The organism is Klebsiella indica (assembly GCF_005860775.1).
GTDB classification, from domain to species: Bacteria; Pseudomonadota; Gammaproteobacteria; order Enterobacterales; family Enterobacteriaceae; genus Klebsiella; species Klebsiella indica.
In genome coordinates this window covers 125,843-141,235 of the sequence record NZ_VCHQ01000001.1, presented here as the reverse complement: position 1 = coordinate 141,235, position 15,393 = coordinate 125,843, and the positions used below count along the sequence as shown (strand labels likewise).

Below are 15,393 nucleotides of genomic sequence, written 5' to 3'. Positions count from 1 at the left end.
CTGTCGTTTTTATAAAAAAACAGCCTCCGGTCTTACGAGCGGAGGCTGCTGAGCGATTGCTGAGTGCGGTTTTATCTGACCATAGCCAGCAAATTATGTGAATCCGGCACCATAAAATCGACGGACATCATTACCGACAGCGCGGTAATGGCGACGATAGAAAAGACGAACAGTTTGCGCGCCCAGACTTTATCGTCCGCCACTTTGTAACCACGCAGCGCCATACCGAGCCACCAGACGCTCACTGCGGCCGCAACCACCAGATATTTATATCCGGCGTAGCCGCCCAGAGAGAGCATCAGCGTCGCGACGGCGAAGCCGATGATGTAGAGGGTGATATGGTTTTTGGCCACTGAAATACCCTTCACCACCGGCAGAACCGGAATATTCGCCGCCTGATAATCCTTAAAGCGGAAAATCGCGATGGCGTAGGAGTGGGGCATTTGCCACAGGCTGAAAATCGCCAGCAGAATGGCGGCGCCGCTGTCAAAGTCGCCGGTCACCGCGCAGTAGCCAATCACTGGCGGCGCAGCGCCAGAGAGAGAACCAATCAGCGTGCCGTAGACGGAGTGGCGTTTCATGTACAGGCTGTAAAGACCAACATAAACCACGAACCCCATCACCCCAAGCCCGCAGGCCAGGGGATTGGCACCAAACCACAGGAGCATGAAGCCAGCAATACCCAGCAGGGTGGCGTATACCAGCGAAGCTTCTGGCGAGATCAGCCCTTTGACCAGCACCCGGTTTTTCGTCCGTTCCATCTTACGATCGATATCACGGTCGATGTAGTTGTTGAAAACACAACCCGAGGCGACCACCAGGGATACTCCGAGGAGCGTCCAGATGAACAGCGGATAGTCGATGTGGCCTTTGGAGGCCAGCAGGAAACCGCCGATCACGGAGATCAGGTTGCCAAAAATGATGCCTGGTTTCGTTACTTGCAGGTATTGCTTAAACATACTCGCCGCTCTTAGTGCATCATCATATTGTAGTTCAGGTTCCACATAATCCAGATGGAGCCGACAACTACGATAGCAATGATGATTACGGTGAAGATAAACGCGGTCAGGTTCCAACCTTCGTCTGATTTACTGTTCATATGCAGGAAGTACACCAGGTGCACGATAATCTGCACAACCGCAGTCACCAGAATGGTTCCCAGAATAGCCGCATGCGATGCGGAGCCACTCATAACCATTGCAAACGGGATAACCGTCAGAATGATCGACAGGATAAAGCCTGTCATGTAGCTCTTCACGCTACCGTGAGAAGCGCCATTATGATCGGTAGAATGACTCATTACATCGCCCCCATCAGATAAACAACCGAGAACACGCAGATCCACACGACGTCCAGGAAGTGCCAGAACAGGCTCAGGCACATGATACGGGTGCGGTTAGTGCTGGTCAGGCCACGGCGTGAAACTTGTACCATCAATACGGCCATCCAGATCAGACCGGAGGTTACGTGCAGACCGTGGGTGCCGACCAGTGCGAAGAACGCTGACAGGAAGCCGCTACGATTCGGTCCCATACCTTCAACAATCAGGTGATGGAATTCATAGAGTTCCATCGCGATGAACCCTGCCCCGAAGAGGAAGGTCAGCGCCAGCCAGGAAACCACCTGGCTTTTGTTGTTTTTGTACATGGCAATCGCAGCCATGCCGTAGGTGATGGAGCTGAACAGCAGCAGTGCGGTTTCAACCAGAACGAACGGCAGTTCGAAAATATCTTTACCGCTCGGACCGCCCGCTGTGCCGTTCACCAGAACGGCATAGGTTGCGAACAGAGAGGCGAAGATAATGCAGTCGCTCATCAGGTAGATCCAGAAGCCGAAGACTTTCATCGGTCCTGTATCATGGTGCCCGTGTTCATGCGCGTGGGCATTATGCGCAAGAGTATCAGTTGCCATTATTTCAGCCCTGCTTTGTTAATCTCATCGAAATGCTGATTTTCCAGTTTTTCGACTACTGCAACCGGTACGTAGTAATCCACGTCCTCGTCAAAGCTCTTGATAATCCAGGTCACCAGGATTCCGGCGAAGCTTGCAATCGCCATCCACCAGATGTGCCAGATCATTGCGAAACCAAACACCGTTGCGAAAGCCGCAATAACGATGCCCGCGCCGCTGTTTTTCGGCATATGAATCTCTTCATAGCCTGCCGGTTTTTTATAGGCTTCGCCTTTTTCTTTCATTTCCCAGAAGGCGTCACGCTCGTGAACCTGAGGAACGATAGCGAAGTTGTAGAACGGCGGAGGAGAAGAGGTCGCCCACTCCAGCGTACGGCCGCCCCATGGGTCGCCGGTCAGATCGCGGTTCTGCTCGCGATCGCGGATAGAGACGTAGAACTGAATCAACTGGCAAAGGATACCGCAAGCGATCAGCGCCGCGCCGCAGGCTGCAACAACCAGCATCGGGTGGAACTGCGGGTCAATCTGCTGGCTCAGGCGACGGGTCATACCCATAAAGCCCAGCACATACAGCGGCATAAACGCCACGAAGAAGCCGATAATCCAGAACCAGAAAGCGCGTTTGCCCCAGGTCTCGTTCAGCGTGAAGCCAAAGGCTTTCGGCCACCAGTAGGTCAGACCCGCGAAGCAACCGAACACCACGCCGCCGATGATGACGTTATGGAAGTGCGCGATCAGGAACAGGCTGTTGTGCAGCACGAAGTCGGCGCCCGGTACCGCCAGCAGAACGCCGGTCATACCACCGACCGAGAAGGTCACAATAAAGCCAATCGTCCACATCATTGCAGAGTTGAAGACGATGCGGCCCTGGTACATGGTGAATAGCCAGTTGAAGATCTTAACCCCGGTCGGGATCGCGATAATCATGGTGGTGATACCGAAGAAGGCGTTGACGTTCGCGCCCGCACCCATAGTAAAGAAGTGGTGCAGCCAAACGATAAACGACAGCACGGTAATACATACTGTTGCCCATACCAGCGAGGTATAGCCAAACAGGCGTTTACGCGAGAAGGTCGCCGCGATTTCGGAGAAGACGCCGAATACCGGCAGAACCAGAATGTACACTTCCGGGTGACCCCAGGCCCAAATCAGGTTGATGTACATCATCATGTTGCCACCCATATCGTTGGTAAAGAAATGGGTGCCCAGGTAGCGGTCCAGGGTCAGCAGCGCGACGGTGACGGTCAGAATGGGGAAGGAGGCGATAATCAGGATGTTGGCGCACAGAGATGCCCAGCTAAATACCGGCATCTTGAACATCGTCATGCCAGGGGCACGCATCTTGATGATTGTCACAAAGAAGTTAATACCGGTTAACGTGGTACCAATACCGGATAGCTGGATAGCCCAGATCCAGTAATCGACGCCAACGCCCGGACTGTACTCGATTCCCGATAGCGGCGGATAGGCCAGCCAACCGGTCTGCGCGAATTCACCAACGCCCAGAGAAAGGTTAACCAGAATCACGCCCACAACGGTGAACCAGAAGCTCAGGTTGTTAAGGAATGGGAAAGCAACATCGCGCGCGCCGAGCTGCAGTGGAACCACCAGGTTCATCAGGCCGATAACAAACGGCATCGCGACGAAGAAGATCATAATAACGCCGTGGGCGGTAAAGATCTGATCGTAGTGGTGAGGCGGCAGGAAGCCAGCTTCTCCGGCCGAGGCCAGCACCTGCTGGCTACGCATCATAATGGCATCGGCAAAGCCACGCAGCAACATGACGATTGCGACGATAACGTACATGATACCGAGCCGTTTGTGGTCAACCGAAGTCAGCCACTCTTTCCAAAGGTAGGACCACTTACCGAAGTAAGTGATGGCAGCGAGAACCGCCAGTCCCCCGATGATAATCGCAGCCACCGTAACCATAATAATCGGTTCATGGTAGGGGACTGCATCCAGTGTAAGTTTTCCGAACATCGTTTTCTTCCTCGGCCCCTTAGTGAGCGGTTTCCGCGTGGCTCATGTCCATGTCTTCCATCCCTTCATGCGCTGCGTGCTCGCCTTCCGGTTGGGACATATCCATGCTCTTACCGTGAGACATAAATTTGTTAATAACGTCTTTAAACAAATCCGGTTTCACGTCAGAGAAGTATTCCACTTTGTTGTATTCGCTAGGCGCAGCCAGTTTGTCGAACGCATCCATGGAATCCATGACATTCGCAGACTGTTTGGCTTTCGCTACCCACTGATCGAAGGTTGCACGATCCGGCGTAGCGATAGCTTTGAACTTCATTCCAGAGAAGCCCGGGCCGCTATAGCTGGCGGAGATGCCGTCGTAAGTACCAGGTTCGTTCGCAATGAGGTGCAGTTGAGTCTGCATCCCGGCCATTGCGTAAATCTGGCTGCCTAAACGTGGGATAAAGAACGAGTTCATCACGGAGTTGGAGGTCACTTTGAAGTGTACCGGGACGTTCGCCGGGAAGGCGATTTCGTTGACGGTAGCAATACCTTGCTCCGGATAGATGAAGAACCATTTCCAGTCCATCGAAACGACTTCGATGGTGATCGGTTTTTCATCGTTAGCAAGCGGTTTGCTCGGCTCTAATGCGTGAGTGGTTTTCCAGGTCAGAACGGCCAGGAACAGGATGATCAGAATAGGCACTGTCCAGACCACCGCTTCAACTTTGTTGGAGTGTGACCAGTTAGGGCTATACTTCGCATCTTTATTGCTCGCACGGTACTTCCAGGCAAATCCTACTGCCATCAAGACGGCTGGAATAACGACAATCAGCATCAGGCCAAAGGCCGTCAGAATCAGAGAGCGTTGCTCCAGTCCAATCTGTCCTTTTGGGTCAAGGAGTGCAGAATCGCAGCCACTGAGTAATACAGTACCTGCGATTAATGACATCCATCCCAAACTTTTATTGTATTTCCTAAGTCTCATTGAACGACCTCAATTCCACGGAATCTGGTGGCGCTTAAAGTGTGCGGGCATTTTACGGGAAGGTTGCATTACTGTAAACATCGTTGGAGCAGTGTCTGTACTGTGTTAGCTACTTTTGCCTGGTTTGTCACATGTGTTACTAAGTGTGACATAATAACTTGCAAACCTTGATTTCCGCGGGATTGATAACGACAGGGATAAGAAAGAAAAGGTTTATAAGGTAATGAGTATAACTGCGGGAAAAACAATACAAATAATTAACAATTAATTATCAAGCATGAGACATAATAAAATCGCAAAATACAATTATTTGTGCTGAATCGCTTAAATTATTTAAAGATTCGAATAAAAATTGTCAATAATTTCCAGAAATAGAAAGCGCACAAAACAACAAATAACGGCTGATAAATATTGAAACGTTAATAAGACGTTATAATTACGTTTCGTAATTACAACGTCTATTCACGCCCGGGCAATGGTTTAAATCAGTTCCGTTCTGCGTAGTGCCAGATAGTCGAGGAGCGCGCCGAGTAAAATACCGCCAACGGCGGTGAGTACGGCGATTTCCAGCAGGCCTGCAAGGAAGTCGAAGGCGGTGTAGTTCAGCGCGTTCAGTACCAGCAGCAGCAACCATATCGCCAGCATCAGGCAGCCCACTGCCAGGATAAGTAAAGCCAGCGTATAAGTCTGGGGAAAGCGGGTGCGGGGGATAAAATTTTCAGTTTTCTGGGTGTACTCCAGCGTGCGTCGACAAATTAACAGCAGCAAAATCCCCGGAACGGCGGCAATCACAGAGAAGAGATAGAAGGTCGGCCAACCGTAGGCTTCAACAAACCAACCGGCGATTGGGCCAACGTAAATGCGCCCGACAGCGGAAAGGGCGGAGAGCAGCGCAAACTGAGTGGCGGAAAAGGATTTATTGCATAGGGTCATCAGCAGCGCGACAAATGCCGCGGTGCCCATCCCGCCGCACAGGTTTTCGAAAAAGACAGCCGTTGCCATGGAGATGAGATGCTTATCGGTAATCGACAGTAGCCAATAACCGGCGTTGGATACTCCCTGCAACAGACCAAAAATGAACAGCGCGCGGAACAGCGTCAGGCGCTGCATGAGCACGCCGCCATAAAGCGCGCCGACAATCGTAGCGAACAGGCCCAGCGTTTTATTCACCATTCCTACTTCGCCCGCATCGAAACCGACGCCGCGAATCAGGAATGTGGTGGTCAGACTCATGGCAAACGCGTCGCCAAGCTTATAAAGGACGATAAGCAAGAGAATGAGCCAGGCGTTATTGCGGCCAAAAAAGTCGCGCAACGGTGCGGCAACGGCCTGCTCCAGCGTCTTCGGTACCGGAATGACGTCGCTGGGTTCCGGGGCCAGCAGGGTGGCGATAATGCAGGGGATTAGCAGCGCGGCCATCAGCCAGTACATTCCCTGCCAGCCGAGCCAGCGGTCCGCCAGCCACAGGGCCAGTCCGCCGGAAACCAGCATGCCCAGGCGATAGCCCAGCACGCTGATTGCCGCGCCGGCGCCGCGCTCTTCGGCTGTCAGCACATCGGTTTTCCACGCATCGAAGACGATATCCTGAGAAGCGGAGCAGAAAGCGATGATGACCGCCAGCGCGGCCATCCAGCGTAATTGCGAGGCAGGTTCGAGGAATCCCATTCCGGCAATCGCGATAAGCAGCAGGAACTGGGTGGCTAACAGCCAGCCGCGACGACGACCACAAAACGGCGGCGTATAGCGATCCATCAGCGGCGACCAGAGGAACTTAAAGACGTAGGCCTGGCCGACGAGCGAAAAAAAACCAATCGTTTTCAGATCGATATTTTCCACGGTCATCCATGCCTGCAGCGTGCCTGACGTCAGGGCCAGCGGTAAGCCGGACGCGAAACCGAGGATCAGCAAAATGGCCGATTTGGGTTGCGTGAAAATGCGTAAGTAGTGATTGGACATGGCGTATCGCACAGACCTGGCCAGAGGCCAGGTCTGTGATTCATTAATGCGCGTTTTGCTTGATGAAATCGTGAATGCTGGTGTCCTGCGCCATATCGGCGATGGTGTCGGTCAGGACGCTATTAACCGCATTGGCGATATTCTGGTTAGTGGCCTGGAATGCGCCATCAACAGAGTAGTTTGCACGATAATTTTTGGTCATTTTGTTACCGTTTGCGGCGGTGGCGATAATCGCAATATCGGCTGTGGTGGCGATGTTGTAGCGCAAGTTGCCCTGAGAAACATCGGCGTACAGTTTGTTGACGATAATCTGCAGGTCAACCGCGCCGTTCGGGCCAATCATATAGCCGCGAGCGGTCATCTGTTTCTCAAGCACTTCCTGTAGCAGGAAACGCAGATCGCGGGAGGCGGTTAACGTAACCAGTTGATCATTGCGAGTGACTTTTGCCAGCGCCTGATCCGGCCGCTGATCGGCGCCGTTAATGCTCACGGTCACGCCCATCAGGCTTGGATCCTGCTGGGGCAGGGTGATTTTCGGTGAAACATCAATGGTGGTCGGTGGAGTGGCGCATCCAGCCAGCATAAACAGCGCGACCAAAGGAAAAATAATTTTCTTAAACATGTTCAGGGTCTCAACGCATGAAGTGGTCATACCCGCCATACTTCAGGCGACAGCGCGGTTAGCTTCGTTTACTTTCCCGGTCACTGACTTCAGTAAGCTCCCGGGCGCTTTCTTGCTGCCTTCCTGCCGCACGAACTATTTGGGGTAATTGAGGAAAATTCTCGCCATCATAACATCGCCAACGGCAAGGGGAAGTAGCAACGTATGTAAATTCATCGTCTTGTGCATTTTCTGTCCCTGGCGCAGTGATTATCGCGATCCAGGCAGGTCTTCCGGGATGCAGAATCAGTAAACCCAATACGTTTGACGGAAAATATCAGAGAAATGCTAATTTTTTGTTGTTTTCGCCTAATGGAAGCGGTAAAAGCGGCTAACATTTAAAGGGAATGGCGGCAATACAGCGTTGTCGGAGGAGAAAATTCATGATGATACGTGAACAGATCGAAGCAAAACTTAGGGCAGCGTTCGACCCGATGTATCTTGAAGTCGTGGATGAGAGCTATCGCCACAACGTTCCTGCGGGCTCTGAAAGTCATTTTAAAGTGGTGCTGGTGAGTGAGCGCTTCCTCGGCGAGCGTTTTCTTAATCGTCACCGTATGATTTATGGGACGTTGACGGAGGAACTATCAAGCACCGTGCACGCCCTGGCGCTGCATACTTACACAATAAAAGAGTGGGAAGGACTGCAGGATACCGTCTTTGCTTCTCCGCCTTGTCGGGGTGCCGGAAGCATCGCGTAGAAATCACATTTGCATCCGCTGGCGCTTTTCCAGTATGTTGCGTGAAGATTTATCAAAAACGGCCTGCGGGCCGTTTTGTTTTGCCTGGAAAATGTGCTGATTGCGCATTTTTACCGGCAAATTTGCGCGGGAAATGTGAAAAAAGCCGCAGCAGTGGGTGACAACCGTTCTCGACTCACCAAAGTGATGCCGCTATAATGCCGCGTCTTTTATTATGAATGTCTTCGGGATGATTCTGACGACAGGGAATGTGTTTCTCATTTGAAGAAGGCATCCCGGTTCTGCGAGGCAACTTTCTCGCGATTCCAGAGTTGACCGAGCACTGTGATTTTTTTGAGGTAACAAGATGCAAGTTTCAGTTGAAACCACTCAGGGCCTAGGGCGCCGTGTAACGATTACTATCGCCGCTGACAGCATCGAGAATGCTGTCAAAAGCGAGCTGGTCAACGTAGCGAAAAAAGTTCGCATTGATGGCTTCCGTAAAGGCAAAGTGCCAATGAATATTGTTGCTCAGCGTTATGGCGCATCTGTTCGCCAGGACGTGCTGGGTGACCTGATGAGCCGTCACTTCGTTGACGCGATCATTAAAGAAAAAATTAATCCGGCCGGCGCGCCGAACTATGTTCCGGGCGAATACAAGCTGGGGGAAGATTTCACCTACGCGGTAGAGTTCGAGGTTTATCCGGAAGTTGAACTGCAGGGTCTGGAAGCGATCGAAGTTGAAAAACCGCTGGTTGAAGTCACCGACGCTGACGTTGACACCATGCTGGATACTCTGCGCAAACAGCAGGCTAACTGGAAAGATAAAGAAGGCGAAGTTGACGCGGAAGACCGGGTCACCATCGATTTCTCCGGTTCTGTAGACGGCGAAGAGTTCGAAGGCGGCAAAGCGTCTGACTTCGTACTGGCAATGGGCCAGGGGCGTATGATCCCAGGCTTTGAAGACGGTATTAAAGGTCACAAAGCGGGCGAAGAGTTCACTATCGACGTGACCTTCCCGGAAGAGTACCACGCTGAAAACCTGAAAGGTAAAGCGGCGAAGTTCGTTATCAACCTGAAGAAAGTGGAAGAACGCGAACTGCCTGAACTGACCGAAGAATTCATCAAACGTTTCGGCGTTGAAGATGGTTCCGTGGCGGGTCTGCGCGCTGAAGTGCGTAAAAACATGGAACGCGAGCTGAAAGGCGCCGTGCGTAACCGCGTTAAGTCCCAGGCTATTGATGGTCTGGTAAAAGCTAACGACATCGACGTTCCGGCGGCGCTGATCGATAGCGAAATCGACGTTCTGCGTCGTCAGGCTGCTCAGCGTTTCGGTGGTAATGAGAAACAAGCGCTGGAACTGCCGCGTGAGCTGTTCGAAGAGCAGGCTAAACGCCGCGTTGTTGTTGGTCTGCTGCTGGGCGAAGTGATTCGTACTAACGAGCTGAAAGCTGACGAAGAGCGCGTTAAAGGTCTGATCGAAGAGATGGCTTCCGCTTACGAAGATCCGACAGAAGTTGTTGAGTACTACAGCAAGAACAAAGAGCTGATGGACAACATGCGCAATGTCGCGCTGGAAGAGCAGGCTGTTGAAGCCGTGCTGGCGAAAGCTAACGTGTCTGAAAAAGCGACTTCTTTCAGCGAACTGATGAACCAGCAGGCGTAATTTCGCCTCAAGGTTTAAGGTCTGAGCAAAACCCGTTGCCGAAAGGCCGCGGGTTTTTTTACGGCAATGATCGCCTCTGGAAGCGCGAGAAAAGGCAATTTCAGTGATAGCGTTACAGCAAAAGATTGTTATGCTTGAATTATGGTAACGCCATCCCCATAACCGGGGAAGGTAACTGCATTGGCATAATCATGCGCCGTAATGAAGCGTGCATCTATGCACTTCTGCCCGACAGCAGAAATTCTGGCTGATAATCCGTCCGTAAGGTTACAATCAGTGCAGCGGTTTTTTTCAAATTAATCCAGGAGACGGAAAATGTCATACAGTGGCGAACGAGATAACTTTGCACCCCATATGGCCCTGGTGCCGATGGTCATTGAACAGACCTCACGCGGCGAACGTTCATTTGATATTTACTCCCGTCTGCTTAAGGAGCGCGTCATTTTCCTGACCGGCCAGGTCGAAGACCATATGGCGAACCTGATCGTGGCGCAGATGCTGTTTCTGGAAGCGGAGAACCCGGAAAAAGATATCTATCTGTACATTAACTCTCCTGGCGGCGTGATTACCGCAGGGATGTCAATCTACGACACCATGCAATTCATTAAGCCTGACGTGAGCACCATTTGTATGGGCCAGGCGGCGTCTATGGGGGCGTTCCTGCTGACGGCCGGGGCGAAAGGTAAGCGTTTCTGCCTGCCCAACTCCCGCGTGATGATTCATCAGCCGCTGGGCGGCTATCAGGGTCAGGCGACGGATATCGAAATCCACGCCCGTGAGATCCTGAAGGTGAAAGGCCGCATGAATGAACTGATGGCGCACCATACGGGTCAATCTCTGGAGCAGATCGAGCGTGATACCGAGCGCGATCGTTTCCTGTCTGCCTCCGAATCAGTGGAATACGGCCTCGTCGACTCCATTTTGACTCATCGTAATTGATGCCCTGGCGCAAGGGGGCCGCTATACTTGTTTGAAGGAGGGCGGCACAACGCTTATCGCGGTTTGCGCCTGAGAATGGCATTTGCGTCGTTGTGTGCGGCACAAAGAACTTAATAAGGGGTTTGGACTCATGACAGATAAACGCAAAGATGGTTCGGGCAAACTGTTGTACTGCTCTTTTTGCGGCAAGAGCCAGCATGAAGTGCGTAAGCTAATCGCCGGGCCATCCGTGTATATCTGCGACGAATGTGTTGATTTATGTAACGACATCATTCGCGAAGAGATTAAAGAAGTTGCGCCGCATCGTGAGCGCAGCGCATTGCCGACTCCGCACGAAATTCGCCATCATCTGGACGATTACGTTATCGGTCAGGAACCGGCGAAAAAAGTGCTGGCAGTGGCGGTATATAACCACTATAAACGCCTGCGTAACGGTGATACCAGCAACGGTGTTGAACTGGGCAAAAGCAACATTTTGCTGATCGGGCCGACCGGCTCCGGTAAAACGTTACTGGCGGAAACGCTGGCGCGTCTGCTGGATGTTCCGTTCACCATGGCTGATGCGACTACGCTGACCGAAGCGGGTTATGTGGGTGAGGATGTCGAAAACATCATCCAGAAGCTGCTGCAGAAGTGTGATTACGACGTACAGAAAGCCCAGCGCGGTATCGTCTATATTGATGAGATTGACAAAATTTCCCGTAAATCGGATAACCCGTCGATCACCCGCGATGTTTCTGGCGAAGGCGTCCAGCAGGCGTTGTTGAAGCTTATTGAAGGCACCGTGGCCGCGGTTCCGCCGCAGGGGGGCCGCAAGCATCCGCAGCAGGAGTTCCTGCAGGTTGACACCTCTAAGATCCTGTTTATCTGCGGCGGCGCGTTTGCCGGTCTGGATAAGGTCATTTCCCACCGTGTCGAAACCGGTTCTGGTATTGGTTTCGGCGCGACGGTTAAGGCTAAGTCCGATAAAGCCAGCGAGGGCGAACTGCTGTCACAGGTTGAGCCGGAGGATCTGATCAAATTTGGTTTGATTCCTGAGTTTATTGGTCGTCTGCCGGTGGTGGCAACCCTGAACGAACTGAGCGAAGACGCGTTGATTCAGATCCTCAAAGAGCCGAAAAACGCGCTGACCAAGCAGTATCAGGCGTTGTTTAATCTGGAAGGGGTCGAGCTGGAGTTCCGTGACGAAGCGCTGGACGCTATCGCTAAGAAAGCAATGGCGCGTAAAACCGGCGCACGTGGCCTGCGTTCTATTGTTGAAGCCGCGCTGCTTGATACCATGTACGATCTGCCGTCAATGGAAGATGTCGAAAAAGTGGTCATCGACGCTTCGGTTATTGATGGACAAAGCAAGCCGCTGCTGATTTACGGCAAACCGGAAGCACAGCAGGCTTCTGGTGAATAATTAGCCAGTTCGCTCAAGCAGTTAACAAAAAGGGGGGATTTTATCTCCCCTTTTATTTTTCCTGCATTCCCGCCGTTGAATGTATGGAATACATCCCCATATACTGCTTACATATTAACGGCGGCGCGTGATGGAATTGCGTCGTCGTCTACCTGGCGGACTTTAAACTAAGAGAGAGCTCTATGAATCCTGAGCGTTCTGAACGCATTGAAATCCCCGTATTGCCGTTGCGCGATGTGGTGGTTTATCCGCACATGGTCATACCCCTGTTTGTTGGGCGGGAAAAATCTATCCGTTGTCTCGAAGCGGCCATGGACCATGATAAAAAAATCATGCTGGTTGCGCAGAAAGAAGCGTCGACGGATGAGCCGGGTGTAAACGATCTTTTCACCGTCGGGACCGTGGCCTCTATTTTGCAAATGCTGAAGCTGCCGGACGGTACTGTTAAAGTGCTGGTGGAAGGCTTGCAGCGTGCGCGTATTTCAGCGCTGTCTGATAATGGCGAACATTTTTCCGCCAAAGCGGAATATCTTGAATCGCCGACGATTGACGAACGCGAGCAAGAAGTGCTGGTTCGTACTGCTATCAGCCAGTTTGAAGGCTACATCAAGCTGAACAAAAAAATTCCGCCGGAAGTGCTGACCTCACTGAATAGCATTGACGATCCGGCACGCCTGGCCGATACCATCGCTGCACATATGCCGCTGAAGCTGGCAGACAAACAGTCCGTTCTGGAAATGTCCGACGTTAATGAGCGTCTGGAATATCTGATGGCGATGATGGAATCAGAAATCGATCTGCTACAGGTTGAGAAGCGCATTCGCAACCGTGTGAAAAAGCAGATGGAAAAATCTCAGCGCGAGTACTATCTGAATGAGCAAATGAAAGCCATTCAAAAAGAACTCGGCGAGATGGATGACGCGCCGGATGAGAACGAAGCGCTGAAGCGTAAGATCGATGCGGCAAAAATGCCGAAAGAGGCCAAAGAGAAAACCGAAGCGGAACTGCAAAAACTGAAAATGATGTCTCCGATGTCGGCGGAAGCAACCGTCGTTCGCGGTTACATCGACTGGATGGTTCAGGTACCGTGGAATGCCCGCAGTAAAGTGAAAAAAGATCTGCGCCAGGCTCAGGAGATCCTTGATACTGACCATTACGGTCTGGAACGTGTGAAAGATCGCATCCTTGAATACCTCGCAGTGCAGAGTCGTGTTAACAAGCTCAAAGGGCCGATTCTGTGCCTGGTAGGGCCTCCGGGCGTGGGTAAAACCTCTCTGGGCCAGTCCATCGCCAAAGCAACCGGGCGTAAGTATGTGCGTATGGCGCTGGGCGGCGTGCGCGATGAGGCGGAAATCCGCGGTCACCGTCGGACCTATATTGGTTCGATGCCGGGCAAACTGATCCAGAAAATGGCGAAAGTGGGGGTTAAAAACCCGCTGTTTCTGCTTGATGAGATCGACAAAATGTCGTCGGATATGCGCGGCGATCCGGCCTCGGCGCTACTGGAAGTTTTGGATCCGGAACAGAACGTGGCCTTTAACGATCACTATCTGGAAGTGGATTACGATCTCAGCGATGTGATGTTTGTGGCGACGTCCAACTCCATGAACATCCCGGCGCCGCTGCTGGACCGTATGGAAGTGATTCGTCTCTCCGGCTATACCGAGGATGAAAAGCTGAACATCGCTAAACGTCACCTGCTGTCGAAACAGATTGAGCGTAATGCGCTGAAGAAAGGTGAACTGACGGTGGACGATAGCGCGATTATCAGCATCATTCGTTACTACACCCGAGAAGCGGGCGTGCGTGGTCTGGAACGCGAAATTTCGAAACTGTGCCGCAAAGCGGTGAAACAGCTGCTGCTGGATAAGTCGCTGAAACACATCGAGATTAACGGTGACAATCTGCATGACTACCTCGGCGTACAGCGCTATGACTATGGGCGCGCGGATAGCGAAAACCGCGTGGGTCAGGTCACTGGCCTGGCATGGACGGAAGTGGGGGGCGATCTGCTGACCATTGAAACCGCCTGCGTTCCGGGTAAAGGTAAGCTGACTTATACCGGTTCACTGGGCGAGGTTATGCAGGAGTCGATTCAGGCCGCGCTGACCGTGGTGCGTTCACGGGCGGACAAGCTGGGAATTAACTCAGACTTTTACGAAAAACGTGATATTCACGTTCACGTACCGGAAGGGGCGACGCCGAAAGATGGTCCAAGCGCCGGTATTGCAATGTGCACCGCGCTGGTTTCTTGTCTGACCGGCAATCCGGTGCGCGCTGATGTGGCAATGACCGGGGAAATTACCCTGCGTGGCCAGGTATTGCCTATTGGTGGTCTGAAGGAAAAACTGCTTGCCGCACATCGCGGTGGCATTAAGACTGTTCTGATTCCTGATGAAAATAAGCGTGACCTTGAAGAAATTCCGGAAAACGTTATTGCCGATTTAGATATCCATCCGGTGAAACGAATCGAGGAAGTTCTGACACTTGCGTTGCAGAACGCGCCGTTTGGTATGGAAGCTGTCACGGTTAAATAGTGATTTTGCGCAAAGAGCGCTAAGAAAAATAGGGCTGGTAAGTAAATTCGTACTTGCCAGCCTTTTTTTGTCTCGCTAACTTAGATTGCTGGCAGGGGGGTCAATTACAACTCTGTTGTAAGGGCATGACAGTCCTGATATAACTGCTGCGCGGTCGCATCACGAAGGATTCTGGTGCGATATAAATTATAAAGAGAGGAAGAGAACAGTGAATAAATCTCAACTGATTGACAAAATTGCTGCCGGCGCGGACATTTCTAAAGCCGCAGCTGGACGTGCGTTAGATGCTTTAATCGCTTCTGTTACTGAATCTCTGCAGGCTGGGGATGACGTTGCGCTGGTAGGGTTTGGTACTTTTGCTGTTAAAGAACGCGCTGCCCGTACCGGTCGCAATCCGCAAACAGGTAAAGAAATCACTATTGCAGCCGCTAAAGTACCGGGTTTCCGTGCCGGTAAAGCGCTGAAAGACGCGGTAAACTGATCGATTTCCCCATTGGGGTCTGTGACGAAGTACAAGGGCGCATCGCGAGATGTGCCTTTTTTATTTGCCAGAATGCGACTTTATGTGAGTTTATACGCAGTTGTGGGCTGACAATCACCCCGTTTTCTTGTCAAAATACGTCCTCACGCGCGGCGGCTATCGCATGCTATGCTGCGCGAGCAAAAGTCATCTACAGCGGAGCGTTGTT

Annotated in this window: 13 protein-coding genes; 6 read left to right on the top strand and 7 right to left on the bottom strand. The window is 52.0% G+C overall.

What is annotated here, in order from left to right:
• Window positions 1–71 precede the first annotated feature (71 nt).
• The 7 genes from cyoE to FE839_RS00645 all read right to left on the bottom strand — a co-directional run bounded on the left by cyoE (window position 72) and on the right by FE839_RS00645 (window position 7,438).
• The gene (cyoE, locus tag FE839_RS00675) at window positions 72–959 is read right to left on the bottom strand and encodes a heme o synthase (protein WP_138358107.1); all 888 of its coding nucleotides are present in this window, start codon (window positions 957–959) and stop codon (window positions 72–74) included.
• An 11-nt stretch (window positions 960–970) separates the two neighbouring features.
• Window positions 971–1,300, bottom strand: coding sequence for a cytochrome o ubiquinol oxidase subunit IV (locus FE839_RS00670; protein ID WP_138358105.1), 330 nt, complete (start codon window positions 1,298–1,300; stop codon window positions 971–973).
• Window positions 1,300–1,911 (bottom strand): cytochrome o ubiquinol oxidase subunit III, encoded by a 612-nt coding sequence (locus tag FE839_RS00665; protein WP_138358103.1) that lies wholly within the window; start codon window positions 1,909–1,911, stop codon window positions 1,300–1,302. Before FE839_RS00665 ends, FE839_RS00670 begins: the two co-directional genes overlap by 1 nt.
• Window positions 1,911–3,893 (bottom strand): cytochrome o ubiquinol oxidase subunit I, encoded by a 1,983-nt coding sequence (gene cyoB, locus FE839_RS00660; protein WP_138358101.1) that lies wholly within the window; start codon window positions 3,891–3,893, stop codon window positions 1,911–1,913. Before cyoB ends, FE839_RS00665 begins: the two co-directional genes overlap by 1 nt.
• Before the next feature lie 19 nt (window positions 3,894–3,912).
• Complete coding sequence (gene cyoA / locus FE839_RS00655) at window positions 3,913–4,860, bottom strand: cytochrome o ubiquinol oxidase subunit II (protein WP_138358099.1); 948 nt, start codon at window positions 4,858–4,860, stop codon at window positions 3,913–3,915.
• Window positions 4,861–5,340: 480 nt separating this feature from the next.
• Window positions 5,341–6,816 carry a muropeptide MFS transporter AmpG gene (ampG, locus tag FE839_RS00650; RefSeq protein WP_138358097.1) on the bottom strand — a complete coding sequence of 492 codons (1,476 nt, stop codon included), beginning with the start codon at window positions 6,814–6,816 and terminating at the stop codon, window positions 5,341–5,343.
• A 43-nt stretch (window positions 6,817–6,859) separates the two neighbouring features.
• Complete coding sequence (locus tag FE839_RS00645; protein ID WP_138358095.1) at window positions 6,860–7,438, bottom strand: lipoprotein; 579 nt, start codon at window positions 7,436–7,438, stop codon at window positions 6,860–6,862.
• Between the two features lie 422 nt (window positions 7,439–7,860).
• On the opposite strand from FE839_RS00645, the gene bolA reads away from it, so the two are divergent.
• From bolA to hupB, 6 genes are all read left to right on the top strand, one after another.
• A complete protein-coding gene (bolA, locus tag FE839_RS00635) occupies window positions 7,861–8,178 on the top strand; it encodes a transcriptional regulator BolA (protein WP_138358093.1) in 318 nt (105 codons plus the stop codon).
• Between the two features lie 346 nt (window positions 8,179–8,524).
• Window positions 8,525–9,823, top strand: a complete 1,299-nt coding sequence (tig, locus tag FE839_RS00625; RefSeq protein ID WP_138358091.1) for a trigger factor — start codon at window positions 8,525–8,527, stop codon at window positions 9,821–9,823.
• A 315-nt stretch (window positions 9,824–10,138) separates the two neighbouring features.
• On the top strand, window positions 10,139–10,762 hold the full coding sequence (gene clpP, locus FE839_RS00620) for an ATP-dependent Clp endopeptidase proteolytic subunit ClpP (RefSeq protein WP_138358089.1): 624 nt from the start codon (window positions 10,139–10,141) through the stop codon (window positions 10,760–10,762).
• A 130-nt stretch (window positions 10,763–10,892) separates the two neighbouring features.
• Window positions 10,893–12,167: an ATP-dependent protease ATP-binding subunit ClpX gene (gene clpX / locus FE839_RS00615; RefSeq protein WP_138358087.1), complete on the top strand. Its 1,275-nt coding sequence runs from the start codon at window positions 10,893–10,895 to the stop codon at window positions 12,165–12,167.
• 182 nt (window positions 12,168–12,349) lie between these two features.
• Window positions 12,350–14,704 carry an endopeptidase La gene (gene lon / locus FE839_RS00610; protein ID WP_138358085.1) on the top strand — a complete coding sequence of 785 codons (2,355 nt, stop codon included), beginning with the start codon at window positions 12,350–12,352 and terminating at the stop codon, window positions 14,702–14,704.
• A 208-nt stretch (window positions 14,705–14,912) separates the two neighbouring features.
• Complete coding sequence (gene hupB / locus FE839_RS00605; protein WP_002444653.1) at window positions 14,913–15,185, top strand: nucleoid-associated protein HU-beta; 273 nt, start codon at window positions 14,913–14,915, stop codon at window positions 15,183–15,185.
• Window positions 15,186–15,393 lie beyond the last annotated feature (208 nt).

Bases quoted from the DNA above. Each gene is read 5' to 3' on its own strand.
- cyoE (WP_138358107.1), bottom strand. From the start codon at position 959: ATGTTTAAGCAATACCTGCAAGTAACGAAACCAGGCATCATTTTTGGC.
- FE839_RS00670 (WP_138358105.1), bottom strand. From the start codon at position 1,300: ATGAGTCATTCTACCGATCATAATGGCGCTTCTCACGGTAGCGTGAAG.
- FE839_RS00665 (WP_138358103.1), bottom strand. From the start codon at position 1,911: ATGGCAACTGATACTCTTGCGCATAATGCCCACGCGCATGAACACGGG.
- cyoB (WP_138358101.1), bottom strand. From the start codon at position 3,893: ATGTTCGGAAAACTTACACTGGATGCAGTCCCCTACCATGAACCGATT.
- cyoA (WP_138358099.1), bottom strand. From the start codon at position 4,860: ATGAGACTTAGGAAATACAATAAAAGTTTGGGATGGATGTCATTAATC.
- ampG (WP_138358097.1), bottom strand. From the start codon at position 6,816: ATGTCCAATCACTACTTACGCATTTTCACGCAACCCAAATCGGCCATT.
- FE839_RS00645 (WP_138358095.1), bottom strand. From the start codon at position 7,438: ATGTTTAAGAAAATTATTTTTCCTTTGGTCGCGCTGTTTATGCTGGCT.
- bolA (WP_138358093.1), top strand. From the start codon at position 7,861: ATGATGATACGTGAACAGATCGAAGCAAAACTTAGGGCAGCGTTCGAC.
- tig (WP_138358091.1), top strand. From the start codon at position 8,525: ATGCAAGTTTCAGTTGAAACCACTCAGGGCCTAGGGCGCCGTGTAACG.
- clpP (WP_138358089.1), top strand. From the start codon at position 10,139: ATGTCATACAGTGGCGAACGAGATAACTTTGCACCCCATATGGCCCTG.
- clpX (WP_138358087.1), top strand. From the start codon at position 10,893: ATGACAGATAAACGCAAAGATGGTTCGGGCAAACTGTTGTACTGCTCT.
- lon (WP_138358085.1), top strand. From the start codon at position 12,350: ATGAATCCTGAGCGTTCTGAACGCATTGAAATCCCCGTATTGCCGTTG.